Consider the following 23872-nt stretch of genomic DNA (forward strand, 5'->3'; position numbering starts at 1 on the left):
GGCCGACGAAAATGGGCGAGGGGAGTATCGATTCGATCGCCTGCGAGGCGCTCTCGAGATTCGCCGGCAGGACGTCCCAACCGCCAGGAGGAATGCACTCACGATCACGAGAAAGCCGGTGCGGACTGCGCGGGAGTACGTTCCTATCTGTCGAATGCGACCCTCGATCTCGTCGGTGGAGGAAGTCGATTTGTCGGAACTCATGGCCGTCTGCGAGTGACTATAGTAGCCACTGAAACGATTCACACACTGATCGTATAGCTGTCGGTCGATCAGGCGTGCAATGACTTGCAGTGGCTACTATAACGGCTTCGATCGAATAACGGGTTAACTTGCAGTCCACCGATCGACTCATTCACACCATCGCTGTCACAGCACTCGCCCGGATCGATCGCCGATTGTCGAAATCGTCGTGCTCGACGAGGCGTTGATGCTGCTCCGATTCGGCGTTCCGAACCGATAGCGGTCGAACGAGATGACCGTCCGAAACGCCCGCACGAGTATCGAGCATGACCTCGACACGCACCACGGAGGGTTCGTCGAACCGGCAGACGACTACTACCCTCGCTCGAGCACCGTTCCCTCCACGAGGCGGGTATTCCGACCGTGTCGGACGGCGAGTTCGAGTTCGCCTCTGACGAATTCGAAGCGCGACGGCGGCTACTGTACGGACTCGTCGAGTCCGACGCTCGAGCGTGGCCGTCGAGGAAAACCGACTGCTTTCCCTGACGCAGACAGACGACCAGTTTTCAGTGATCGGTATCCACCATACCGTTCAAGGCTGTGGCAACCAAAGGAGGATATATGGCAACCGACGATTCTCTGATTCGGACGCTGTTGATCGTTATCGCTGCGATCCTTCTCCTGCCGGTTCTCATGATGGCGATCACGATGCCCATGATGGGCGTCTGGGGTGGGGGCCACATGTGGGACGGCTGGATGTGGAACGGCACTGGAGCCACGTGGATGTGGCCGCTCATGTCGCTCATCCCGTTACTGGTCATACTCGGTCTCGGATATCTCCTGTACAGCGCGGTTCGCCAGTCCGGCGGGCAACGGGCGGATCCTGCACTCGAGGAACTGAGAACCGCCTACGCCCGCGGCGACCTCACGGACGAGGAGTTCGAGGAGCGCCGCGAACGATTGCGACGGGAGAAGTAGTACGCGGGTGGACGCATTCCGGGCCGAACGCTGCCCCTTTCGGCCGACAGTGTCCTCGTTTGCTGTCGGGCTCCGATAGTCGGGACGAGCCGTCGCTGAACGTCACGGTTGTGTCGAGAGGACCGTCTCGAGCGGCCATCGTGGCGTGTGATCCGTCGGTTCATCTGTATAACCCAACCGAAACAGATGCTGCGGAACATCATCGCCGGTCTCTGCCAGAGCCCCGAGCTCGTCTCGTTTTTCGGGACGTTCCAGAATCTGACTCATCGGGTGCGTGGCAACGGAGTTAGCGCTGGCAGCGAGCGCCAACCGTTCGTATACTTGCCCGGCTTTGATCCGTGCTGCTGGATCATCGGTTTCCGTGACGAGGAGTCCGAGGACGGGAGCATTCCGAATCAGCTTCGAATTGTTCCGACTTTCGCGATCCCCGAGGTCGAAAGCGGTCACGACCGCCTGTGAAATACGAGCCATAAGCCATGGCTGGCCCAGTGCGCCAATCCCGAGCCAGTAGCCGAGTTCTTTCCGGTACTCTCGGTCGTCCATCTGACGCAGATCTGCCGCGGCCTGTAACTCCCCGATCGATCGCTTCTGGTCCGAGTCCTCGATCAAGTGGAGCGAAACGTCGTCTTCGACGACACACTGACGGAGGATATCTCGCGTGGACTGCGGAAGCGACCGCTCTTCGAACAGATCGTGGCTCGTATATCGCTCCGTGAGTTGGTCGAACAGTCCCGGAGGTCGGATATTCGATGGAGTCCCGTCGGAGTGAAGCGTTACGGTGGCGATGGGGGCCCCATCGCCGGCATCGTTGTACTCGATTCGATAGCCGAATCCGAAGTGCTCCGCTGCAATACAGAGGTTCTCGATGGCACAGCCGAGACTGATCTGTAACTCGCGTTTGTCGTGATCGGCTACCTCGAGCCACCGTGCATCGTCGGCGAAAATACGGATTCGACCGTCGCGTACGGCAAATCGCCACGGCTGCGAGTTGTGACTGGACGGAGCAAGGATCGCGTATCGAAGCAGGAACCGCGCTCGTTCCTGGATCGACCCGTCGGATGGAAACTCGTCCTCATCTAGCTCCCAGACCGCGGTCGTTAACTCGCTCGAATTCATGGGGCGACGTCATCGACAGGGGACATAACGTTCCGGGTCGGTTCGCTGACGGAACTTTCTGCGACATCGCTAGGTACGCCGAACGGGACGGTTGACAAGTGGTCTCAGTGCTGTACGCACGGTATGCCCGCGACGAGGGAGAGAATACCGGAGCGTTCGTATCGAAACGGACCTCGGTTTCGACGGGACCGGTAGCGTCGGGGGGTGACGAAGCTATATCGATGAGTCTCGTCGCTACGCGTGTATGAACGACCGAGAACGACTCTCTGCAATCGTTGCCCGTATTCAGGACCACGCAGGCGTCACTCAGGTGTACGGCGATCCCGTCAGACACGACGGGAAGACGATCATTCCCGTTGCAAAGGTAGCGTATGGATTCGGTGGCGGGTACGAATCGAAAGACCGCGAGGCCGATACTGCAGCCGAGAAACGAGAAGACGGCGAGGGAGGCGGGGTGGGCGGCGGCGTTTGGGCAACTCCAACCGGCGTCGTGGAGATAACGAACTGGGATACGCGATTCATTCCGCTCAATGATATAAAGAAACGTGCGGCAGTGGCTTTTCTGTGCTTCGCTCTCGGGTATTTGCTCGGCCGGAAGTGAGGAACGTTGATACTATTGAACGTCCCGTGGAGCGGATCTACTACGCGTTGGTCGCCCTCGCCGCGATCGCGTTCACGGTATTGCCTGGTACTGGAATCTCCTCTGGTACCAGATGTGAGGCTACTCAAAGCCCGTGAGCGGCCTCGAGAAGTTCCGTCAACCGCTGGACGAACCGCGCAGCGGGCGCCCCGTCGACCACATCGTGGTCGAACGTCACTGTGAGGCTGAGGTACTCTCGAGGTTCGATCTCCTCGTCGACGACACCCGGCTTAGTGGCGATCCCGCCAACTGTTAGCTGGAGCGTGTAGTTCGTCGGACTGATTCCCCAGCCGCCGCCCTCGCCGAACATTCCCACGGACGTTACGGCGACTGTGCCTGCGATTCGTTTCCAGCGTCGCGGAAACAACTGTGGAAGTCGCCAGAACTGCCGTCGGATGACCCCGGGAAGCCGCATAGCCAGGGAGGCCCACGGCGGCTGTGTTCCCTCGTCCGGGTTCCGCTGTCTCGTCCGAATCTCCTCGTGAATCGACCGTAGTGACCGGCGATTCGCCGCCCTGACGACGTAGGGCACGCCGCTTCGCTCACCGTCGATTGCCGTCTCGATTATCACATTGACATCGACATCGTCGAACGAGACGATCCGTCCCCGCCAGTCGCGGTACGCCTGGACGTGCGGATGGTCTTCGATCGCTCGCGCCAGACAGTACATGAGAAACGCAGTGAACGAGAGACCCTCTCCCGTTTCGGCTTTTCGCTCGCGGATGCGTTGTCTGGCCTCAGTTACGTCGATCTCGACGAGCCCGTGAACGACGTTGCGCCGACCGGCCACCCGCATGTAGTCGATCGTCCCTCGACGCTGAAGGGAGAGTGGCTTGACTGACTCGCCCTGCTCGTTCATGAGCTCTCTATGGTTGGACGGACCATATCTCTTGGTTCATCCCGACTTGGCGTTCCCCTCGAAGTCACGTACGAACACGTCGCGAGCCGATAATACCGTCGCCGATCGTGGTATCGAGTCTGACGTGCGAGAAGTTCGACGGATTTCGCGCTGATACTCGAGGCGAATGCAGTGACGGACCTTATCGCTCGGACTGCTCCCGTCGCCTCCGCCCCGTATTGCGAGCGACGGCGATCACGAACCCCAGACCCCGCCGAACGTCGAGATCTCTGAGGGCACGCACCAGCCCGCGTACACCAAGCGGTTTCGTCGGTTCGTCACCCGCTTCACCCACGGCCTCGAGCACGTCCTCGAGCGTCCGGGCCACGTCGTCGGTCGCGGTGTCGGCCACCTCGCCGAGGCGCGTCCCGGTCGCCGCGAGGTCCGTAACCATCTCGTCGTCCATCGCATTCGATGCGAGCGCGAGCAGGTCCGCCATCGCCAGCAGGTCGTCGAGCGTGCCCGACCGCTGCAGGCGAGCGAGGGTCTCGATCGCGTCGGCCAACTCGTCGGCGTTCTCGCCGGTCGCCTCGCCGAGTCGCGCGGCCTCGGGCGTCGCCAGCCCGTCGGCCGCAGCACCGAGGTTCGTCGCCGTTCCGGTAAGTTCCTCGACCATCCGGTCGTCCATCGCGGCGGTCGCGAGGTCCGCCGTATCGAGCAGTTCGTTGACGACGCCGAGGCGCTCGATGAACCGGGCGACCTCGTCGGGGTTGTCGGCGACGAGGTCCTCGAGCGTCGGCTCCCCGGCGTCGACAGTCCCGGGTTCGGATTCGGACATCTACAGCAACCCCCGCGCGGTGAGCCAGTAGGACTCGTTGTAGCCGAGTTTCGCCCAGTGGAGCGGTTTCGACGGCTCGCGGACGTACGGCTCCTCGCCGTAGGAGAACTCGATGAACGTGGCCTCGTCCATTCCGGCCTCGAGGAAGCAGACGGTCTTCCCGTCGTAGGTCGCCGTCGGAACCGTCCCGCGGGCGCGGCTGGCGATCCGATCGGCGACGACGCCCGCCTCGTAGTGGGCGACGCTGCCGGCCTTGCTCGTGGGGACGTCCGCGATGTCGCCGATCGCGTAGACGTCCTCGGCCGCCGTGGCCTCGAGGGTGTGCCTGTCGACGTCGACCCAGCCGTCGTCGCCGAGGCCCGCGTCGGTCACAAGATCGCTGCCCCGGTGGGGCGGGATGGCCACGAGCAGATCGTACTCGAGTTCGTTGCCTTCGACCGTCTCGATGACTTCCGCGTCGGGGTCGACCTCGTCGACGTTGAAGAACGTCTCGAGGGTGATGTCGCGCTCCTCGAACAGGTCGGTCGCCCAGTCGGCGACGGACTCGAGGCCATGAGCGCGGTTGATCGGGTACGTGTAGGTGATTTCGACGTCCTCGCGCCGGCCCCGCTCGCGGAGCCAGGCGTCGACCATCAGCGGGAACTCGACGGGCGCCGCCGGACACATGTGCGGGACGCCGACGACGCTCAGGACGAGGTGGCCCTCGGTGAAGTCGGCGAGTTCGTCCCGGAGCCGCTCGGCACCGTCGGGGCCGTAGAAGTGGTGGCCGCCCTCGGCGAGTCCGGGGACGGCTTCGGGCTCGAGGTTCGCACCGGTCGCCAGCACGAGCTGATCGTAGTGCAGCGAGGTCGTCCGATCGGCGAAAGACAGGCGATTCCGATCCGTGTCGACGCCGGTTACCTCCTCGATCGTCAGGGTGACGCGGCGGTCGACCAGCTCCTCGATCGGCCGTTTCGCGTCGTCGACCGTCTTCTTCCCGAAGGGTACGTACAGGAACGTCGGCTTATAGACGTGGTTCGGGTCGGCCGTGATCAGCCGGACCTCGACGTCTCCGGCCTCGATCTCACTCTGTAGCTCGCTCGCGAGCCGATTCGCGAGGACCGTCCCGCCCGTTCCGCCGCCGACGATAGCGATTCGGTGCATCTCAGTTGACCTCCAGGTAGATACTCCAGTACTCGTCGCGCTCTTCGATCTCGAGTAAGTCGTGGCCGGCCTCCTCGAGCCACTCCGGAACGTCCGTCGTGGAGTTGCGCTCGGTGGTCTGGAGTTCGACCACGGTTCCCGAATCGAGATTCTTCACCTTCCCGATGAGGTCCATCAGCGGGCCGGGACACGATGCGTCCTTCGAGTCGATCGTCACGTCCGGATCGTTTGTGTCAGTCATTGGTCTACGATTGCAGGTTGTGTCGTCGTCGCTCGAACTCCTCCTCCGAGAGCTCGCCGCGTGCGTAGCGCTCGCGGAGTTCCTCGAGCGCGCGGTCGGGTCGGTCATTGCGGTCGGTGCGGCCGCCCCGGCGCCGACTGCCGGCCCAGACGACCAGCAGGGCTAGTAGGCCGAGCAGGACGACCGGCCAGAGGAACATCCAGCCGCCGAACGCTCCCCAGCCCCCCATCGATCCGCCGGCACCGCCGCCGCCGTGGGGCTGTGCGGACGCCGTCGCGGTCGCGGCGACGAGGAGGACGGCGCCGAAGGCTGTCGCTCGGCTCGCATACCGTCCGATCGTTTCGTATGGGTCGGTCATCGTTCGATCACACTCGAAGAGTAGTATTGTATAGTGATGCCACTATCGAAAAAATTGCTTGTGCAGGAATAGGCGATAAATATATATCCCGGCGACCGGTCTCGAGCGGTTTCCCGCTCACCGAATCGGCCCGTAACGGATCCGCGGTGAGCGATTGCATTGGACGACCTCCCCAAACAGGATCCGTGTCGGCGGAGTAGTATCCGCCTCCGTTCGGGACGGCTCGAGACGACCGCCGCGAGCATCGATCAGCTGGTCACGTCGCCGCGGCGAGGAATCCCGGACGCTCCGCCGGCCCAATATTGCCCTTAATACACAAAATCATTATAATCGTGGAGCCCGTACTGCCGACCGATGAGCGAGTCCATCGACGACGAACGAGAACGGATACGCGAACAGAAGAAGCGAGAGATGCAAGAACGTCTCGAGAACGGCGGGAGCCTCGACGCGGCCGATGCCGACGGGGAGGGCACCGCGCCCGACAAGCCGATCGCGATCACGGGGCAGGGCCACCTCGACGAGGTCGTCGAGGAGCACGACGTCGTCCTCGTAGACTGTTATGCCGACTGGTGTGGCCCCTGTCAGATGATGGAGCCGACGATCGAATCCCTCGCCGCGGAGACCGACGCTGCGGTCGCCAAGGTCGATGTCGACGCACACCAGCAGATCGCACAGCAACTTGGGGCTCGCGGCGTCCCGACGCTCGTCCTCTACGCGGACGGCCAGCCGGTCGAACGCACGGTCGGCGCCCAGGACCGCGGGACGCTCGAGGGATTGATCGAGCAACACGCGTAGCGAAGCGCCGACCCGGCTCACGGCGGACGATAGCGACCACCAGAACAGTTCCCCCGGTCCGACTCCCGACACGGGACCGGCGACGCGACCGCGACACACTGACGTTCACTCATGTCCACTGACTGGAGACGAGCGATCGAAACGCAACGGGAAGAGAAAGACCGGTACTTCGGCGACGATCCGCACTCGCCGATCCCGGACGCGGAACGCGAGTCGTTCGACGGCCTCGAGTACTACCCGGTCGACGAGGACTACCGGTTCGAACTCCCGCTGGACGAGTACGACGATCCTGAACGGGTCACCGTCGGGACGAGCACGGACGGCGAGCAAGAGTACCTGCGCTGGGGCGAGTTCCGCGTTACCGTCGGCGGCGAGGACGTCGCGCTCCAGGCCTACAAATCGGACCCGGACGACGAACGGCTCTGGGTCCCGTTCCGGGACGCGACCAGCGGCGACGAGACCTACGGCGCCGGTCGGTACCTCGACCTCGAGTACGACAGCCATCGAACGAACGACGGAAACTGGGTCCTCGACTTCAACGAGGCGTACAACCCGACGTGCGCCTACTCCGATCGATACGAGTGTCCGCTCCCGCCGACGGAAAACTGGCTCGAGGTCCCGATCGAGGCCGGCGAACAGGCGTTTCACTGAGTCGTAGAACACGTCCATACCAGACGTGTGAATTCGGACGAAGCGCGACGGCCGAGTCACGCTCACCGGTTCTGTACGTACCGACACAGAAACAGGAAAACCGATAGTAGCCACTGCACGTCACTGCACACCTGATCGCACGACTTCGTTTCGATCAGTGTGTAAATCGTTTCAGTGGCTACTATACCTACACCAAGCGAGGGACGAGTAGCCTCGAGCGCGGTAGGGTGGGGTAGGTAGCCGGTCGGTATTGATTCGGCCGGTTACACACCGTTCGATGCCCACAACCTCCCACGCTGGATCCGTACACGGTAGCGCGGAGCGGACGTCAGTACTAGACCTCGAGTTCGGTGCCACAGTCCGGGCATTCCATCGCTGGTTCCCCGTCGATCATCGTGAACTCCATGTACTCGCTTTCACCACAGTTTTGACACGGCACTGCGACCCGGACGTCGGTCGACTCCTGTGGAGTGCCGAGGGCGAGCGCGCGGAGGGTGTCGTCCGATTCGTTTCGACCCTGCTGGTATTCGCCCGCATCGAACCGGATCATCGCTCCCTCGCTGACGGTGACGGTTTCGCTATCCGCCGCTAGCTCCGGCTTTGTCTCGAACGTGGCCTCTCCCTCGAGCACGAAAAACGACTCCTCCTGGTCGAGATGCGTGTGAAGGCTACCGGCGAATTCCTCGCCCGGCTCGAGTGCGTAATAGTTCATCGAGAAATCCTGGGCGTCGAGTGGCTCCGACACACTTTGTCGATTCTGGGGTCCCGATTCCGGATTCATGTCGTCGATATCGATTTTCTGCATACGACCATAGATAGCAGTCTCAGGGGTGAAAAGTATACTGCGACTCGCAGGGTATTCGAGTTCGAATCTCGTCGTGATCGAATACGCAAGCGCTGGACGAGCTATTTCCGAGCAGAACGGGCGAGACGGGAGATAACGGCGGACAGTATCCGTCAACTTTCAGAATCTCGTCGTGTTCATATCGTCTCGTCAGGATCGTGCTCGGCTGCCATCCGCGTCGCTTCTTCGGCATACCGTTCCCGGTCGTCAGCGTCCTCGACGGTCGCGAGATCGTCGGGAGAGACGTCCCGTGCGGCAGTGACCGTGTCCATGTCGATCGCCTGCGCTGCGATCTCCCGCCGAAAGGCTCGAGCGCCGTCGGGAGTCGCGTACGTGAGGATGATCAGATCGCGGTTGTTGTACCCGCGCTCGACGAGCCACACGCGAACGTCGTCCGACTCCGACTCAGATGACATAGGAACCCAAACGAGAAGCATGGCGGTAATCTTTGGGACCGAATTTTAGTGACTCCGGAGCCACAGCCACATCGAAGAGCGAGTTTCGAGAATGCCACCACCGACGCTCGTCTACGACGACGATTGCGGCGTCTGTACTCGCGCGGCGCGGTTCGTGGACCGCCGCGCGGCGATCGACATCGTCGGCTTTTCGGAACTCTCGGACGACCGACGAGCCCGTTTGCCGGCCGACTACGAGGAGTGTGCGCACCTCGTCACCGACCGGACCACCTACTCCTGTGGCGAAGCGATGGAGCGTGCCTACGAACGAACGGGCCTCCCGCCGTCGCAGCTGTTCCCGCTGTTCCGTCGCGTTCCGGGATACGCCCGCGTTCGCGAGTTCGTGTATCGACTCGTCGCGTCGAACCGACCGTTGATCAGCCGGTTGCTTCCGTCGGTCGTGTGAGAGCGCTGTCGGTCCGTCGACCTCGAGTTCGCCGGCTACTGCTACACCCCGCTGAGGAATTCCGTTTCAAACCGACGGACGCTCTCGTCAGTCCCCGCGAGGACGACCTCGTCGTCCGGCTCGAAAGTAAACGTGTCGGGATCGAAATCTGCGATCGTCTCCCCGTCGCGGACGACGACGAGGACGGTCGCGCCGGTCTCGGAACGGACGTCAGCGTCGGCGAGCGTTCGGCCCGCCAGTCGACCGACGGGGAGTTCGACGACGTCGATCTGCCTGCCGACGGCTAACACCGACTCGTCCTCATAGATCGTCGACGCCAGCATGCGGCCGCTGACCGTCGCCAGCGACTGAACGTACGCCGCACCCGCTCGATACAGTTTGCCTTTGCTTTCCGGTTCGTTCGCCCGCACGATCACGTCGACGTCCGGGTTCAGGTCGCTGGCAATCAGCATCGTGAAAATCGCTGTCGTGTCGTCGTTGAGAGTAACGATCACGGCTGACGCGTCGTCGATACCGGCCTCGCGAAAGACGGCGGGCTCTCGCGCGTCGCCGACGATGTCGACGCCGGCTTTCTCCTCGCTGTCGATCACGGTCACCTCCGTGTTCGTCTCGGCGAGGACGTCGGCTGCGGTCGACCCCGCCTCGCCGTATCCGGCGACGAGGACGCGCTGGACCGAGAGCGACTGGATGGACGACGTCGCCTCCTCGCGCAGGGCCGTGATCCGTTTCGGTTCGCCGGCGACTAACAGCCGGATGTCCTCGTTCAGTTCGATCTCAGGAACGATCGGACTCTTGAAGTCGCCGTCGACCCAGACGCCGACGATGTCGACCCCGAAACGCTCCCTGAGTCGCGCCTCGTCGACAGTTCGGTTGCAGAGTTCGCTTCCCGTCTCGATGGAAAGTTCGACCAGTTCCAGGTCGTTGCCGAGTTCGATGCCGTCGTCGACGACCGTCGTCACGACCGTCGGGACCTGCTGGGCAAGGCTCTCGCCCAAGAGTTGCCGGGGCGACAGGACGCTGTCCGCGCCGGCGATCCGATGGTACTCCTCGAGCGCCACGTCTTCGGCGAGCGTTACGGTTTGGACGTCCGGGTTCACCTCTTTCGCCGAGAGAACGATGCTCGCGTTGACGTCGTCGGCCGCGTCGGCCACGACCGCCCGCGCCCGATCGACGCCCGCGTTCTCGAGGGTCTTGATCGACTCCGGATCGCCGTGGACGACCCGGTGGTCAGCCTCGTGGAGGGCCGTCGCCCGTTCGACGTCGGATTCGACGATCACGTACTCCTGTCCCCGGGAGTTCAGTTCCGCGACGAACTCCTCACCGCGCGGCGTGTACTCGCAGATGACGACGTGGTCGACCGCGTCCGTCGTCGTCGGTGCCGACGGCGAGAGCGCGTTCCGAAGCCACGGGACCGCAAAGACGTCGGCCGCCGTGAGGATGAGCCCGATCCCGGCAAGTTGCATTCCGATCATCAACAGGTTCATCTGTGGCGTTTGCCACGGTGCGTCTTCGCCGTATCCGGTCGTCGTGTACGTCTGGAAGACGATCTCGAGGGACCGGTACAGGGGCTGCGGGCGGTCCTCCCACGCGCCCATTCCGTGGTTGTACAAAAGCGTGAAGAAAACGGTCGTCACGGCCACCAACAGAAGGTAGTAGCCGGTACGACGTGATTTCAGTAGCGACATACGACTACTACTCGAACCGATCGTGTTGAGCGTATTGGATGGCGGAACCGAGATGGTTCGACGCTCGACAGTCAGAAACCGGCGACCTGCATCGACCCGTAGCCGAGTCCGAACGCGAGCACGAACGACCCGACCCAGGCGGCGACGGTAACTCCCAGCTTTCGGGGGTTGACGCCGGCTCCACCGGCGACCGCGAGTCCGCTACCGACGATCGCGCTCACGACGATCTCGTTGAACGAGACCGGCACCCCCAGGAGGACCGCGGTCTGTGCGATGAGAAACGAGGGGACGAGCGTCGAGATCGACCGGCGCGGCCCCAGCGACGCGTACTCCTGCGAGATCGATTTGATCATTCGGGGTGCACTCGTCCAGGAGCCGACGAGGATCCCGACGCCGCCGCCGAGCAACACCGCGATCGGCGACACCGACGGCAGGTCCTCGAGCAGCGGGAACAGCGGTCCGACGGCCAGCCCGACCTGACTCGCGCCCGCTGAGAACGCCACGAGCGCGCCCAGCGAGAGCAGGAACCGGCGCAGACCGCCGGCCTGATCGCGACCGATGTCCCAGCGGACGAGGGCCGCTGCGACGGCTCCGAGGCCAATCGAGGCCGCGGCCGTGGCGGCGGTTCCGCCGAATGGTATCGCGGTGGTCCCGGCAGCGGCGAGCGTTCCCCCGACCGATGAGAGAAACGCGAACTCGAGGTTCGCGACGACCGTGCCGACGATTCCGGCGAGGAGTGGAACGCTGACATCCTCGGGAACGTCCGGTCGCGGAAGAACGCTCGCAATACCGTAGGCGATTCCCCCGCCGACGAACGGCGTGAGTACCCAGACCGCGCCGATTTCGGCGTACTTCCCCCAGGCCGGATCGCCGCCGAGCGCGAATCCGACGCCGATGACCGCTCCGGTCACGGTGAACGCGGTCGCGATCGGATACCCGGTGAAGATACCGATCGCCATCAGTCCGGCGCCGATCAGCAAGACGACGATGACGCCGCTGACCGGGAGGCTGATTCCGTCGATGAGGCCGCTCCCGACAGCTTCGGAGACGCTCCCGCCCTGTGTCACCGCGCCGGCGAAACCGAGGATGCCGACCAGAAACGCCGCGCGCATCGTCGGAATCGCGTTCGCGCCGACGGCCGGTGCGAAGGGCGTTGCGCCGCTCGAGCCGGCGCCGATCACCCACGCCATGAACAGGCTCGCGAGAGCGGCGGCTGCGAACAGTAGTATCGTTCCCGGATCCATTAGTGTACGAAAAGTCTCTGTTTCAGTTTGCAGAACACGAAATGTAAACGGCGTTAGTCGGCACCCGTTGGGGCCGCGTCGGCCGCAGCGCGCTTGCTGCGCCAGACACCCTGCAGGTAGGCGCCGGCGAACATGCCGACGAGTGCCCACAGGATCGAGATGTTGCCGACGCCGAGGCTGGCGTAGGCGGCGCCGGGACAGATTCCCGAGAGCCCCCAGCCGACGCCGAAGATCGCGCCGCCGATCAGGACGTTCCGGTCGAACGGCTTCAGCCGCCGTTCGTACCGGTCACCTGTCAGCGGCGCGCTGTCTCGGATCCGGGGCATCACAGCGAAGGCGATCCCGGAGACGATCGCCGCGCCGAACATGACGAACAGCAGTCCGAAGTCCTCGAACTGCAGGAAGTTCAGCACGACCTCCGGACGCGCCATCTGGCTGAACCCGAGCCCGAACCCGAAGATCAGGCCGCCGACGAGGATCAGCGGCATGAACAGCGGGTGACGGTTCTCGCTCATGGCGACACCCCCAGTGCCGCGACGATCTGTGCGGTCACGATCGCGACCGTCAGGAACGTCGCCACGCCGACGAGTGAAGTCTTCGACGCCGAACCGACGCCGCAGACTCCGTGGCCGGACGTACACCCTTTGCCAATTCGGGTGCCGATCCCGACGAACACGCCGCCGACTAGCAGCCGCCAGGCCTGCACGTCGGTCGACCAAAGCGTCACGCCGCCGACCTCGTACAGTTCGCCAGTCGTCCCGGGCTGGTAGAGCGAGGTTGTGATCACTCCAGACTGGACCGTCGCTGCGAACGCCAGCCCGCCCAGAATGATGCCGAGCGTGAACACGACGCGCCAGTCCCGGGACGAGACGTACTGCTGGAACCGCGACTGCCCGGAGACATACGACAGCGTCGACTCGAGGAACGTGCTCGCTCCGGCCGGGATGCCGGTCCCTATATAGATCACGACTGCGCCGAGACCGACGAGTAACCCGCCGACGGCGTAGCGACTGATCCCGTTGGGGAACAGCTCGGCGGCCAACTGGAGTGGGACTGGGTCAGCTACCATTGGGCGTTAGTCACCGGCGAGCGATTCCTGGCTCGCGGCGCAGTTGTTCGGACCGAGCTCGAGTTCGAACGCCTCCTCGTCGTCGGCCTCCTGCTGGCCGAGGTTCGTCGGAATGATATCCTCGTAGTTGGCCGGACGGGGCGGCATGTCCGAGAGGATCAGTTCGACGAACTCGTCTTCGTCCATCGTCAGGGCGTCCATCTCTTCCGTGAGCTGGCCGACCGGTGCCGTAAAGGTGCCGTCGTCGGCGGGCTCGGCTGCGTCGCTGAAGTGCGCGCCGCCGATGAGCGTGTCGTCGGGCAGGGTCAGCACGCGTTCCTGCAGCGACTCGTAGAGCTGACTTGCGGCCTCGGGTGCGCCGTCGTCGCCCTCCTCTAAGTCCGGGCGGGCGACGCTCTCGACGAACAGCCCGTCGCCGGTGGCGAGCAGCGAGTCGTCGATCAGGTACGAGGTCATCCCGGAGGTGTGGCCGGGCGTGTAGACGGTCTCGATCGTCGCGTCGCCGACCGCGAACTCGTCGCCGTCCGCCGCGAGAGTCATCTCGTCGGCGTAGGTGACGCCGCGGTCGACCGCCGCATCGGGGATGACGCCTTCGACGCCTTCCGCGTCGAGATTACGGACGCCCGAGATGTGGTCCGCGTGGATGTGCGTGTCGATCGCGTACTGCAGGTCGGCGCCGAGGTCGTCGACGTCCTCGAGGTAGCGATCCGTGAACGCGCGCAGCGGATCGATCACGGCCGCCTCGTCGCCGTCGACGATGAGGTAGCCGAGACAGCCGCTCGAGGGCCGCTGGTACTGGTAGAGCGTCCCCGCGCCGTCGTAGCGTTCGACTTCGACGCGTTCGTAGATGCGCGCCCAGCCGTTCATCCCGTCCTCGAGGTGATCGACGTCGTAGCCGCGCTCTTTCAGCGTCCCGGCGACGTACTCGCTCGAGCCGCCCTTTGCACAGAGGACCGTAATTTCGCGGTCGTCGGGGATCTGCGCAAGAACGTCGTCGTCGATCTCGTCGTCCAAGAACTCGAAGTACGGAATGTTGATCGACTCGACGGTCTCACCGTCGATGCTCCACTCGTCGTACTCCGATTCCATACGAGTGTCAAGGAGCGTGACCTCCTCGCCCGCATCGATTTGCTCTTTCAGCTCCTCAGAGCTGACCGATTCGATTTCGACATCCGGCATTGGCAGGTCCATGTCGTCCATGTTGTACGGTTTCCAGTATCGGCTACTGGCACTTAAGGGTTTGCATAGTATTTCGCAATACCTACAATACATCGAGCACAGCAAGTGCGGACCAGATCGACAGTAAATAGTGTTGTTTGTGCGCTCATAGGCGTTAAGAACACTAGTAATGCCGGATACCGTAGTTTAGTGCTCGGTGGGGATGTTCGTGTATTGTACAATAATCGATGCCCTTATGTGGCACCGCCCAATATTGTATGATAGCTCCAATACGGGGCACAGAAAACAATGAGTTCGGAATACCAAACCACAGAGACGCTAGACGTGAAAGGACAGTCGTGCCCGATGCCCATCGTGAAGACCAAGCAAGCAATCGACGATCTCGAGGCCGGCGACGTGCTCGAGGTTGTCGCAACGGACTCGGGCAGCATAAGTGACATTCAAGGGTGGGCCGACGGTACCGGCGGCGTCGAACTCCTCGACCAGGTCGAGGACGGCGATCTCTACACCCACTACGTGAAGAAGACGGAATAATGAGTACGGACAACCCAACGACGTCGGCCGACGAGACGGACGTCGAGTTCGACGCCGCCGAGTTGCAGGCGCTGCGCGATCGCGTCGAGGAACTAGAAGAATCGATGGCAGCGGTGGACACTGGCGACGAGCAAAAGAAGATGACCATCGTCGCGACGCAGGGAAGCTTCGACATGGCGTATCCGCCATTGATCCTCGCGAGCACGGCGGCCGCCTTCGGCTGGGATGTCGTCGTCTTCCACACGTTCTGGGGGCTCGACATCCTCCACGAGGAGAAGTCGAGGGACCTCAAGCTGAGTGCCGTCGGGAATCCAAATATGCCGGTTCCGAACGCCGTCGCCGCACTCCCCGGGATGGACGCGATGGCAACGAGGATGATGCAGAAGAAGATCGACGAGAACGGGACCGCCACCATCGAGGAATTGATCGATCTCTCGCTCGAGAGCGGCGTCGACCTGCAGGCGTGCCAGATGACGATCGAACTCATGGACTACGACGAGGACGACTTCTACGACGGCGTCACGACGGGCGTCGGCGCGGCCACCGCGCTGCAACACATGGCCGAATCCGACATCCAACTCCTCGTGTGAACGACCCCGGTCTATTCGCTTCTTCTGGTCGCTCCGTGACAGTAGTTGCCGAATCAACTCGATAGCCGGATTGAGACAGCGCTGCAGTACCGATGCACTGATCCTCGAACTCGAGGATGCGACCCATGCACTGACCCGGTTGATCGAGCGAGGCTACTTTTGAGGGGGTGACGGTAAACTCCGTGTGACGACGCCAGAAGACGGTAGTAGCCACTGAAACGATTCACACACTGATCGGACAGCTGTCGGTCGATCAGGCGTGCAATGACGTGCAGTGGCTACTATAGGTGATTTCAGCAGATCGAGTCTGCCATTCTGGCGCTTCAGTCGGCGCGTATCGGTGCTGAACCCGGAGTATACGTGCAAAATCGTCTCACATCGTCCGCGCGAACACGATGAACAACGCCAGACCGACGCCGACCAGGAGGGTGAGCATCGAATGTTCCTTCTCGTAGGACTGTGCTTCGGGGAGCAGATGGGCTGCGGAGACGTAGATCAGCACGCCCGAGACGAATCCAAGCAAGAGGCCCAGATCGCTTTGTCCCAACCCGCTCACCAGTGGATAGGCGACGAAGGCACCGATCGGTGTCGTCAATGCCGCGATGAAAAACGCGTACGTTGCCGCCGTTCGTTCCGTCACGTCCCCCTTCAGCAAGACGAGATACGTGATGACTCCCTCGGCGAATTCGTGGACGACCAGTCCGGTTCCGGCCAGAACGCCGGTCAGCAGCGAGATGTTGAACGTGACGGTGTAGACGACGCCGTCAACCAGCGAGTGAATCCCGATGCCCTCCGCAGCAGTTACCCCGAACGCGAGCGTCTCCTCTCCGGTGCGATGTTTGATCACGTGGTTGGAGAGATACATGAAGAGGAAGCCAGCCAAGGCGGTGAAGCCCGCGTCAGCGTTGTTCTCGACCGCGTTCGGGAGGGCATGAATCAACGGCGTCGTGATGAGAATCCCCGCAGCAAAGCACATGAGATACGGGAGCGATCGTTCCGCCCACTCCCGGTGTCGAAATATCGCGATGATTCCTGCACTGTTCACCAGCGCCGCGATAATGGCAAACGCTGCAATCCAGTAGAACTCATCTGGAAACGCTATCATGGCTGATTCCTATAGTAGCCACTGCACGTCATTGCACGCCTGATCGACCGACAGCTGTCCGATCAGTGTGTGATTCGTTTCAGTGGCTACTATATTTTCGTTCGGGGGTCTCAACGGCTCGCTCTTGGCCACGAGAAGAGACATCTGACTCGCCAATCCGAGACGCTCTGGCTGTCTCATACCGAAAACTACAGTGGTTGAATGGTAAAAGCAGTGTTCGTCCGGCTGACATCATCTTGGACCCGGATACACCGTTATACAGAAGCGATGCCGCCGTTGGGCTCTATAGGCATTGTTGAGATACTCAATCGGTGACAGTTTTCAGACTACCTGCTGAATACATAGCGTGTATCTCACGTCCCCACATCACGGAGTACTGAGAGAGGCGTTAGCGGGGTGTTTGATCGCTGATCAGCGGGGGTTGTGAGGCAGTTTCGCACAACGGCTCCTACGCGGTAGCGGTAGGCGGAGAACACAGCACGAACCTGCACCGGGAGTAAATCACATCCCAATAGATATGTGTAGAAGCCACTATACTATACACGATGGAACACAGGAGTCAGAATCATCGGACGTGCCGTCGAGTATCAGCACACATTCCCGCTATCCAGAGAGGCACAGACGCTCTGACTATCGCAACCAGTCCCGGTCGCCGAGAACGACGATGACACTCTACGATCGCGTTGCAGACCTGACACTGACGATCGAGACCACTAACCGGACCAGCCGTCGCCGAGAGATGGCAGGCGATTTCACCCGCGTTACGTCGACGTTCGTCCTGCTGGCCGGAGACGAGTTCGGCGCCGGGGAAGACATCACCTACGATACCGTCGATCACGAGGTGTTGCCCGAGCCACCAGTGTTCGACCTCACGGGCGAGTACACGCTGGACGAGTTCTCCCGGACGCTCGAGGATATCGACCTCTTTCCGACGAAACCGCCTGAACGGGAGATATCCCGGAACCATCGGCGGTGGGCAATGGAGAGCGCCGCGCTCGATCTGGCGCTCAAGCAAAACGATACCACCCTCGCGTCGCTGCTCGGTCGAGAACGGTCGCCAGTCCGATTCGTCGCCAGCACCCGATTGCCGGACGGAAACCCGACGCGAGTCAAGGAAACGCTCGCGGTCAACCCCACCTGCGAGTTCAAACTCAGTCCGACCGCTTCGTGGAGCGAGGAGACGTTCGCGACGCTTGTAGAGACTGACGCGGTTCGCGTCCTCAACCTGAACGGGCAGGCCGAGGGGTTCGTTGGGAGACAGCCTCCGGATTCCGACCGCTATCGACGAGTGTTCGAGACGTTCCCCGATGCGCTCGTGGAGGATCCGGCCGTCTCCGACGACATCCAGGATCTACTTGCAGCGAACGCAGACCGCCTCTCTTGGAACGCGCCGATCCAAGGGGTCGCCGACCTTCGCGACAGCCCCTTCGAGCCGAACTGGTGTACCATCACGCCGTCGCGGTTCGGAACGGTGCAGTCGCTGTTCGAGACGATCGAGTACTGCAACGATCAGGGAATCAGTATGTATGGTGGCGGTCAGTTCGAACTCTGTGTCGGCCGCGGACACATACAGTTGCTCGCGTCGCTGTTCTACCCCGACGGCCCAAACGACGTAGCGCCGCGCGCATACAACGAACCGGAGGTTCGAACAGAGCTGATCGAGAGCCCCCTCGAGCCACCCGCAGACCCGGACGGACTGGAGTGGAAAACGCTCGAATAGACGACGCTCTTTCGTGGGGAGTATCCCGCGCTACTCACCCGTTATGGTTCTCAGCAAGGGTTTCAATACGGCCGCTCTATGCGAATCAGTTAGACGGATTCTTGACTGTGTCGTTGCCAGCGTCTCGTAGTGGCTTCGACACTCGATTCTCGCCGGACTGTCTTTCGGCAGATCGCCAGCCAATCAGACACTGACTGGCCAGTATACGATCCGACGCCGTTGTACGATCGGGCCTCGCTCCCCGCGCTGGAATCGGACGTGCGGTCGCACCAACGTGGTTCAGACACGACGATTACACCGCTGTTGAGCTGTCCGTCTGTTCACTCCCGCTGGCGTATTTCACATTCAACGCGCATGACTACGACGCAGGGTCGGCCAGCTACGAGATGCCCACCCTCTATGTCGCGCCGGTGGTAGCACTCGTGCTGTCGTGTGCTGTCAGTGCAGTTCGTGGGTCTCGAACCTTCGTATCGCCCTGTGATAGGCGTGCCAGGCGACTAGTAGCCCACCGAAAGCCAGCAGCATGCCGAATCCGCCCCGGAAGGCAGTGAGCGGGAGTTCCCGAATTGTCGCACCAGCATCGGTCAGCGACAGCGCGAGGGTGGTGAGCACTCCGCCGTTGGCGACCAACCCGAGAATGAATCCCGGAACGGAACCGATCCCAGAGAGCGCCAGCCTCACCAGTTCCGGTGCTGCCACGAGCCCAACTAGCGCTGCGCCGGGAAGCAACAGTGACACAACGTGAAGCCCACCTGCGAGCAACCGGGGTGGTCGTACTCCGTCGCTGTTGCCGATGCGAATGGCGCTGTAACGCGGGAGCCACATCCCGATTATCGGTGCGAGTGTCGCCCCGACGACGGTGAGGAAGCATCCGATCAGTGCCAGCGCTATCGCTGCCAGTAGTCCGTATCCTCCAACAAGTGCCATACCAAGCGTGACGACGGTGATGACGGGCGTAAACAGCAGACTCGGGACGATGAGTCCGCAGACGAACGCCCGACCCGAAACAGCGGTCAGGGTCGTCGGCAGGACGGCTCCCTCGTCGCCGAACGGGTTGAGACCGAACGCCGCGCCGGCGGTCCACCCCAGTAATACGGCGGTAGTTGGTCCCAGTATCGCGAGCGAGCCGTACCCCTGTAGCATCATGTTCACTACTGCCGAGCCGCCACCGAATACCGGGATCAGCAGGAAGTTTAACCGCTGGGGTTCCCGGCGGGCTCGCAACAGAGACCATTCAGCAACGTGACGGGTTGGACCGGTAATGAACGGTACGCCGAGGGGGCTGACGGCCCGCTCGAGGGCTCGCTGATCGCCCTCCGTGCGGGTGGAGACGGAGGTCTTGTCGGTGTCAGAAACGTCGATTGGTTCGTCGAACCAGAACGAGATTGCAATATGCTCGGCCAGCCAGCTTCCACCGACGAGCACCACACCAACCGTGGCCACTCCCCCGAGAGCGTGTGTCGACGACCAGCCGATGGGCGTGCCAACCACCAGCAAGTCTGCGAGCCACCCAGTCGGAATCACTCCGAGCGTGGCTTGACTGATAGAGATAGGCAGTTGCGGTACTTGGTACAGGAAGTAGATGCCGAAGAACAGCATCATAACCGTCCCGCCAAGCACGCCCTTGTGACGAGCAACGAACGCCACCTTGGCCACGAGCCATGCGGCACAGTACCCCACCAGGCGACCGGCCGTGACAGCGCTGGCGACGTACAGACTGCCGACCAGCGGGACTGTCAGAAGGGGCAGTGGTGAACTGAAGGCGTACGCCCCGGCAATGGCGAGGAGGAGGCCGACCGGAAACGCGTACGTCAGCACTCGCAGGCTCTCGGCGACGATGCCCCCGACGACGGCGGTTCTAGGTGAGACGGACGTCAGCACGAACGCATCGGCGACCGGTTTACTGTGTGCCGTTGTCGTCCGCTGGGCGAGCATGAATACACCAAAAATCCAGAGCATGGCGAGCGTTCCTCTCCCGAGCCGGTTTATCGAAACCTCTGGATCCGTCCCACGGAGTTCTGGAACGAACAGGACCGCGAGTCCCGTTAGTAGGAGCGTCGGGAGCACGACACCGCCAGCCATCAAGATCAGCCGACCAGTGTCGTCCCGAATCGCCCGGACAGAACGCTGATAGTCGAACCAGCCCATCCGAATGGCATGCCCGAACCAGCCGGATTCAGCCATCGGTGTTCTCCTCGACGACCCGCTGGTTAGCGGTATCGGCGGCGCTGGCCTCACCGTCCGCCTCTCCTGCGGTACCGCGCTCGTCGGTCGTGAGTTCGAGGAACGCATCCTCTAGCGAGCGCGTCTCACCGGTCTCTGCGCGGCGTTCGAGAGCAGCGGGCGAACCTTCAGCGACCAACCCTCCGTCGTAGAGAATTCCGACCGTGTCGGCGACCGCTTCGACAACAGGGAGGATATGCGTCGAGAGAAAGACGGTCGTTCCCGCGTTGGCGAGTTCCGTAATCATCCCCCGGAGCGTCCGTGCAGCGCGTGGATCTAGCCCGGATGTGGGTTCATCAAGGAAGACCACATCGGGTTCGTGGAGGACGGCCTGTATGTAGGCGGTTTTCTGCCGCATTCCCTTCGAATAGTCCGCGATCCGCGTGTCAGCATCCGCCGTGAGATCTAGTTTGTCGAGGAGTACATCGATTCGGTCGCGTGTCGCTTCCGCGGGGAGATCGCGGAGGCCGGCGGCGTACTCGAGCTGTTCGTAGGCCGTCGCCTGGTCGTACAGTGGTGGTTCCTCGGGCAAGTATCCGATGTGCGTGCGGAGGCCGTCTCGGTCTGTGATTGAGACGCCAGCAACGGAACCGGTTCCCCTGGTTGGACGTGCTAGTCCAGTTAACAGTCGCATCGTCGTGGTTTTCCCTGCGCCGTTTGGCCCGAGAAATCCGTAGACCGATCCACTTGTAATAGAAAGATCTAGACCACTAATGGCGGTCGTATCGCCATATCGCTTTGTTAATCCTTTCGTGAAGACGGCAGGCTGATCGCTCATAGGATAGTGTTTTACACGTATAGTATAACCTTTATCGTAACGCCTCGAGAATAGTGATAAACAGACACCCATCTAACTTACCGTCTTCATCATCGACTGACCTCGAAGGAGTAGTCTCGGACGTCATTGCTTCCGCCGCGTCCCACAGTGGAAACGGTATCTGTGGGCAGTCACCGGTCGCGCAGTCGATCTCGAGCAGTCGCAAACCGAACGGGGTCCGTGTGGCCAGCCGCAGCCATCTCGTTCGCCGACTCGAGATAGAGAGTCATTGACATCCTCCGCCGCGTGAACGTGGAGGAAGATCCAATGGCCTCGTGTTCATCAGAAAAGACACCAGCGCACGATAGAGGCACGTAGAGACCACGTAATGGAAAGGAACTATGACGTATCTCCGTAATATCGTTCACACACTTCGGGAATAGAAAACATGGTAGTGTCACTCTTCATGGGATGGCGTCACGTCTGCTTCGCCAATTGGCCAATCGATCCGGGACTCGTCGAGCCACACCTCCCGGAACGACTGACGCTCGATACCTGGGATGGGCAGGCGTGGCTGTCGGTGGTACCGTTTACGAATGTCGACGTCCGACCACGGGTCTTCCCCTCCGGAACGGGAGTTCCACTCCCCGAACTCAACCTTCGAACCTACGTTACGTACGATGGGAAACCAGGAGTGTACTTCTTCAGTCTCGATGCTGATGGCATCGTGGGAGTTGTTGGTGCCCGCCTCTTTCACCACCTCCCGTACTACTACGCCAACATCAGTCTCACCGAAGAGAACGGACGGATTCGATTCACGTCTCGTCGCCGTCACCCTGGAGCAAGGCCGGTTGCGTTCGAAGCGACGTACGGACCGAATGGCGGTCGAATCGATGCGAAATCAGGAACGCTCGCTCACTTCCTTACGGAGCGGTACCGCTACTATACCGAAGCCTCGGATAGATCTGTCCGCTACGCTGATATCCAACACGAATCGTGGCCGTTGTACGACGCCGACGTCGAGATCGTGGAGAACACGCTTTTCGAGGCAAACGGGTTCACGGCCCCGGATTCCGATCCAGTTCATCTGTACAGTCCCGGCGTCGAGACAATCGCTTCCAAGAGCAAACGGGTAACTACGCCACGCTTTCTGTGAAGAGTCTATTTTAGCTGTAATTGAGGGCTGTAAGTCCCCTTCCTCAGCGAGCGCTGACGGCGCGAGCAGGGAGGGGGCCGATCGGGTGTGCAATGACTTTCAGTGGTTACTAGACAACAAATCCACGATTTGGAATTAATTCCTGAAGAAACTGATTTGACGGAGTTGGACGCTCTTATCTCGGTGGAAGTACAGATGGATAGTAGTAGATTGAATATGGTAGCCGATCAGAATAGTCAAATCGATCAGGGAGTAGTTGACGCTATTACCGCGCTCGGAAATTCCAAACGGCTGGAAATATTACTCGCGTTGGATACGGTGGAACAAGAACATCAGAAACCGTGGCATACGAGGTCCTTTACGGAACTGTACGACGCGGTTGACGTCGATAGCACGTCTCAATTTTCGTATCACCTCGATCAACTCGTCGGACAGTTCGTCAGTGAAACGCCTGATGGATACCGACTTACATATAGTGGGAACAAAATCGTTCGTACGGTCATCTCCGATGTGTATGAAAGCACTTCCAAATTCGAAGACAGCGAAGTCTCCGGTGCCTGTTTGTTCTGTGAAGAGGCATCACTGCTAGCAACACTTGACGCCGAGCAATTCCGTATTCGCTGCACCTCGTGTGACGCGATCCTCGTAACCGATTTCTTTCCGAAGAGTCAAACGCGTGGCCGGACAACTGCAGAGATCATCGAAAGCGTTGGCTACCGCATCTGGAGTATGCACATCCAGCTACGAGGGGACGTTTGTCCGGAGTGTTTTGGCCGCGTTGATACGGATTTTGATGTGTACGAGCACAATGGGAAAACACATCACCTCTATAGTAGCACGTGTCGAGAGTGTCAACATATAATAAGTATTCCAATTGAAGTGACGGCTGCGTTTCACCCAGCAGTCCTCCACCAGTTTTGGGAGCACGACATTTCGCTACTGGACGTTCCACTGTGGGAGTTTTTCGAGTATATCACATCTGACGTAATTGTAACGAATATCGTCTCCGATGATCCGGTTACAGCTACGTTCGAAATCACGCTAAACGATGAGACGATTCATCTCAAGATGGACGATACAGGAACAGTTTCGATTAGAAAGTGAAGAGACGATTCGTCGACTTC

The 23872-nt window shown here is 61.3% G+C and carries 26 protein-coding genes; 10 read left to right on the plus strand and 16 right to left on the minus strand.

All coding sequences use genetic code 11. The annotated features are described in order from the left end of the window. Positions 1–804 precede the first annotated feature (804 nt). Positions 805–1161: an SHOCT domain-containing protein gene (locus ACEWFR_RS12350; protein WP_374061311.1), complete on the plus strand. Its 357-nt coding sequence runs from the start codon at positions 805–807 to the stop codon at positions 1159–1161. A gap of 102 nt (positions 1162–1263) precedes the next feature. On the opposite strand, the gene ACEWFR_RS12355 is transcribed toward ACEWFR_RS12350, so the two are convergent. After that, positions 1264–2277, minus strand: a complete 1014-nt coding sequence (locus tag ACEWFR_RS12355) for a nitroreductase (protein WP_374061312.1) — start codon at positions 2275–2277, stop codon at positions 1264–1266. A 244-nt stretch (positions 2278–2521) separates the two neighbouring features. Here ACEWFR_RS12355 and ACEWFR_RS12360 point away from each other — a divergent pair, with 244 nt between their 5' ends. Next, complete coding sequence (locus ACEWFR_RS12360) at positions 2522–2878, plus strand: GerW family sporulation protein (RefSeq protein WP_374061313.1); 357 nt, start codon at positions 2522–2524, stop codon at positions 2876–2878. A 124-nt stretch (positions 2879–3002) separates the two neighbouring features. Here the strand turns inward: ACEWFR_RS12360 and ACEWFR_RS12365 are convergent, their stop codons facing one another. The 5 genes from ACEWFR_RS12365 to ACEWFR_RS12385 all read right to left on the minus strand — a co-directional run bounded on the left by ACEWFR_RS12365 (position 3003) and on the right by ACEWFR_RS12385 (position 6335). Continuing rightward, positions 3003–3776, minus strand: coding sequence for a 2-oxo acid dehydrogenase subunit E2 (locus ACEWFR_RS12365; RefSeq protein ID WP_374061314.1), 774 nt, complete (start codon positions 3774–3776; stop codon positions 3003–3005). Between the two features lie 181 nt (positions 3777–3957). After that, positions 3958–4593 carry a DUF1641 domain-containing protein gene (locus ACEWFR_RS12370; protein ID WP_374061315.1) on the minus strand — a complete coding sequence of 212 codons (636 nt, stop codon included), beginning with the start codon at positions 4591–4593 and terminating at the stop codon, positions 3958–3960. Beyond that, a complete protein-coding gene (locus tag ACEWFR_RS12375) occupies positions 4594–5736 on the minus strand; it encodes an NAD(P)/FAD-dependent oxidoreductase (RefSeq protein ID WP_374061316.1) in 1143 nt (380 codons plus the stop codon). 1 nt (position 5737) lies between these two features. Then, the gene (locus ACEWFR_RS12380; RefSeq protein ID WP_374061317.1) at positions 5738–5977 is read right to left on the minus strand and encodes a sulfurtransferase TusA family protein; all 240 of its coding nucleotides are present in this window, start codon (positions 5975–5977) and stop codon (positions 5738–5740) included. A 4-nt stretch (positions 5978–5981) separates the two neighbouring features. Beyond that, positions 5982–6335: an SHOCT domain-containing protein gene (locus ACEWFR_RS12385; protein ID WP_374061318.1), complete on the minus strand. Its 354-nt coding sequence runs from the start codon at positions 6333–6335 to the stop codon at positions 5982–5984. Between the two features lie 354 nt (positions 6336–6689). Between ACEWFR_RS12385 and trxA the strand changes: the two genes are divergently transcribed. Further along, positions 6690–7130, plus strand: a complete 441-nt coding sequence (gene trxA / locus ACEWFR_RS12390; RefSeq protein WP_374061319.1) for a thioredoxin — start codon at positions 6690–6692, stop codon at positions 7128–7130. 111 nt (positions 7131–7241) lie between these two features. Continuing rightward, complete coding sequence (locus ACEWFR_RS12395) at positions 7242–7781, plus strand: DUF1684 domain-containing protein (protein WP_374061320.1); 540 nt, start codon at positions 7242–7244, stop codon at positions 7779–7781. A gap of 334 nt (positions 7782–8115) precedes the next feature. On the opposite strand, the gene ACEWFR_RS12400 is transcribed toward ACEWFR_RS12395, so the two are convergent. Together ACEWFR_RS12400 and ACEWFR_RS12405 are read right to left on the minus strand one after the other, a co-directional pair. Then, positions 8116–8586 carry a cupin domain-containing protein gene (locus ACEWFR_RS12400; protein ID WP_374061321.1) on the minus strand — a complete coding sequence of 157 codons (471 nt, stop codon included), beginning with the start codon at positions 8584–8586 and terminating at the stop codon, positions 8116–8118. A gap of 176 nt (positions 8587–8762) precedes the next feature. Then, positions 8763–9041: a hypothetical protein gene (locus ACEWFR_RS12405; RefSeq protein ID WP_374061322.1), complete on the minus strand. Its 279-nt coding sequence runs from the start codon at positions 9039–9041 to the stop codon at positions 8763–8765. A gap of 91 nt (positions 9042–9132) precedes the next feature. On the opposite strand from ACEWFR_RS12405, the gene ACEWFR_RS12410 reads away from it, so the two are divergent. Then, a complete protein-coding gene (locus ACEWFR_RS12410; protein ID WP_374061323.1) occupies positions 9133–9486 on the plus strand; it encodes a thiol-disulfide oxidoreductase DCC family protein in 354 nt (117 codons plus the stop codon). A gap of 41 nt (positions 9487–9527) precedes the next feature. On the opposite strand, the gene ACEWFR_RS12415 is transcribed toward ACEWFR_RS12410, so the two are convergent. The 5 genes from ACEWFR_RS12415 to ACEWFR_RS12435 form a co-directional block, all read right to left on the minus strand. Continuing rightward, positions 9528–11171 carry a TrkA family potassium uptake protein gene (locus ACEWFR_RS12415; protein WP_374061324.1) on the minus strand — a complete coding sequence of 548 codons (1644 nt, stop codon included), beginning with the start codon at positions 11169–11171 and terminating at the stop codon, positions 9528–9530. A gap of 71 nt (positions 11172–11242) precedes the next feature. Further along, positions 11243–12415, minus strand: coding sequence for an anion permease (locus ACEWFR_RS12420; protein ID WP_374061325.1), 1173 nt, complete (start codon positions 12413–12415; stop codon positions 11243–11245). Positions 12416–12468: 53 nt separating this feature from the next. Next, positions 12469–12930 (minus strand): YeeE/YedE family protein, encoded by a 462-nt coding sequence (locus ACEWFR_RS12425; protein ID WP_374061326.1) that lies wholly within the window; start codon positions 12928–12930, stop codon positions 12469–12471. After that, complete coding sequence (locus tag ACEWFR_RS12430; protein WP_098728040.1) at positions 12927–13484, minus strand: YeeE/YedE family protein; 558 nt, start codon at positions 13482–13484, stop codon at positions 12927–12929. The genes ACEWFR_RS12425 and ACEWFR_RS12430 overlap by 4 nt, the downstream gene beginning before the upstream one ends. A 6-nt stretch (positions 13485–13490) precedes the next feature. Then, positions 13491–14684: an MBL fold metallo-hydrolase gene (locus ACEWFR_RS12435; protein WP_374061327.1), complete on the minus strand. Its 1194-nt coding sequence runs from the start codon at positions 14682–14684 to the stop codon at positions 13491–13493. Between the two features lie 267 nt (positions 14685–14951). Between ACEWFR_RS12435 and ACEWFR_RS12440 the strand changes: the two genes are divergently transcribed. Continuing rightward, positions 14952–15197 carry a sulfurtransferase TusA family protein gene (locus ACEWFR_RS12440; protein ID WP_098728042.1) on the plus strand — a complete coding sequence of 82 codons (246 nt, stop codon included), beginning with the start codon at positions 14952–14954 and terminating at the stop codon, positions 15195–15197. Next, the gene (locus tag ACEWFR_RS12445; RefSeq protein WP_374061328.1) at positions 15197–15787 is read left to right on the plus strand and encodes a DsrE/DsrF/DrsH-like family protein; all 591 of its coding nucleotides are present in this window, start codon (positions 15197–15199) and stop codon (positions 15785–15787) included. Before ACEWFR_RS12440 ends, ACEWFR_RS12445 begins: the two co-directional genes overlap by 1 nt. Before the next feature lie 373 nt (positions 15788–16160). Here the strand turns inward: ACEWFR_RS12445 and ACEWFR_RS12450 are convergent, their stop codons facing one another. Next, positions 16161–16892 carry a ZIP family metal transporter gene (locus tag ACEWFR_RS12450; RefSeq protein ID WP_374061329.1) on the minus strand — a complete coding sequence of 244 codons (732 nt, stop codon included), beginning with the start codon at positions 16890–16892 and terminating at the stop codon, positions 16161–16163. 664 nt (positions 16893–17556) lie between these two features. Between ACEWFR_RS12450 and ACEWFR_RS12455 the strand changes: the two genes are divergently transcribed. After that, positions 17557–18612, plus strand: coding sequence for a hypothetical protein (locus ACEWFR_RS12455; protein ID WP_374061330.1), 1056 nt, complete (start codon positions 17557–17559; stop codon positions 18610–18612). Between the two features lie 438 nt (positions 18613–19050). On the opposite strand, the gene ACEWFR_RS12460 is transcribed toward ACEWFR_RS12455, so the two are convergent. Both ACEWFR_RS12460 and ACEWFR_RS12465 read right to left on the minus strand, forming a co-directional pair. After that, positions 19051–20796, minus strand: coding sequence for a hypothetical protein (locus ACEWFR_RS12460; protein WP_374061331.1), 1746 nt, complete (start codon positions 20794–20796; stop codon positions 19051–19053). Then, complete coding sequence (locus ACEWFR_RS12465; RefSeq protein ID WP_374061332.1) at positions 20789–21613, minus strand: ABC transporter ATP-binding protein; 825 nt, start codon at positions 21611–21613, stop codon at positions 20789–20791. The genes ACEWFR_RS12460 and ACEWFR_RS12465 overlap by 8 nt, the downstream gene beginning before the upstream one ends. A gap of 427 nt (positions 21614–22040) precedes the next feature. Between ACEWFR_RS12465 and ACEWFR_RS12470 the strand changes: the two genes are divergently transcribed. Together ACEWFR_RS12470 and ACEWFR_RS12475 are read left to right on the plus strand one after the other, a co-directional pair. Further along, positions 22041–22748, plus strand: a complete 708-nt coding sequence (locus ACEWFR_RS12470; RefSeq protein ID WP_374061333.1) for a YqjF family protein — start codon at positions 22041–22043, stop codon at positions 22746–22748. 102 nt (positions 22749–22850) lie between these two features. Next, positions 22851–23852 (plus strand): ArsR family transcriptional regulator, encoded by a 1002-nt coding sequence (locus ACEWFR_RS12475; RefSeq protein WP_374061334.1) that lies wholly within the window; start codon positions 22851–22853, stop codon positions 23850–23852. The last annotated feature ends 20 nt before the right edge of the window (positions 23853–23872 follow it).

The organism is Natrinema sp. H-ect4 (assembly GCF_041894845.1).
Lineage (GTDB): Archaea > Halobacteriota > Halobacteria > Halobacteriales > Natrialbaceae > Natrinema.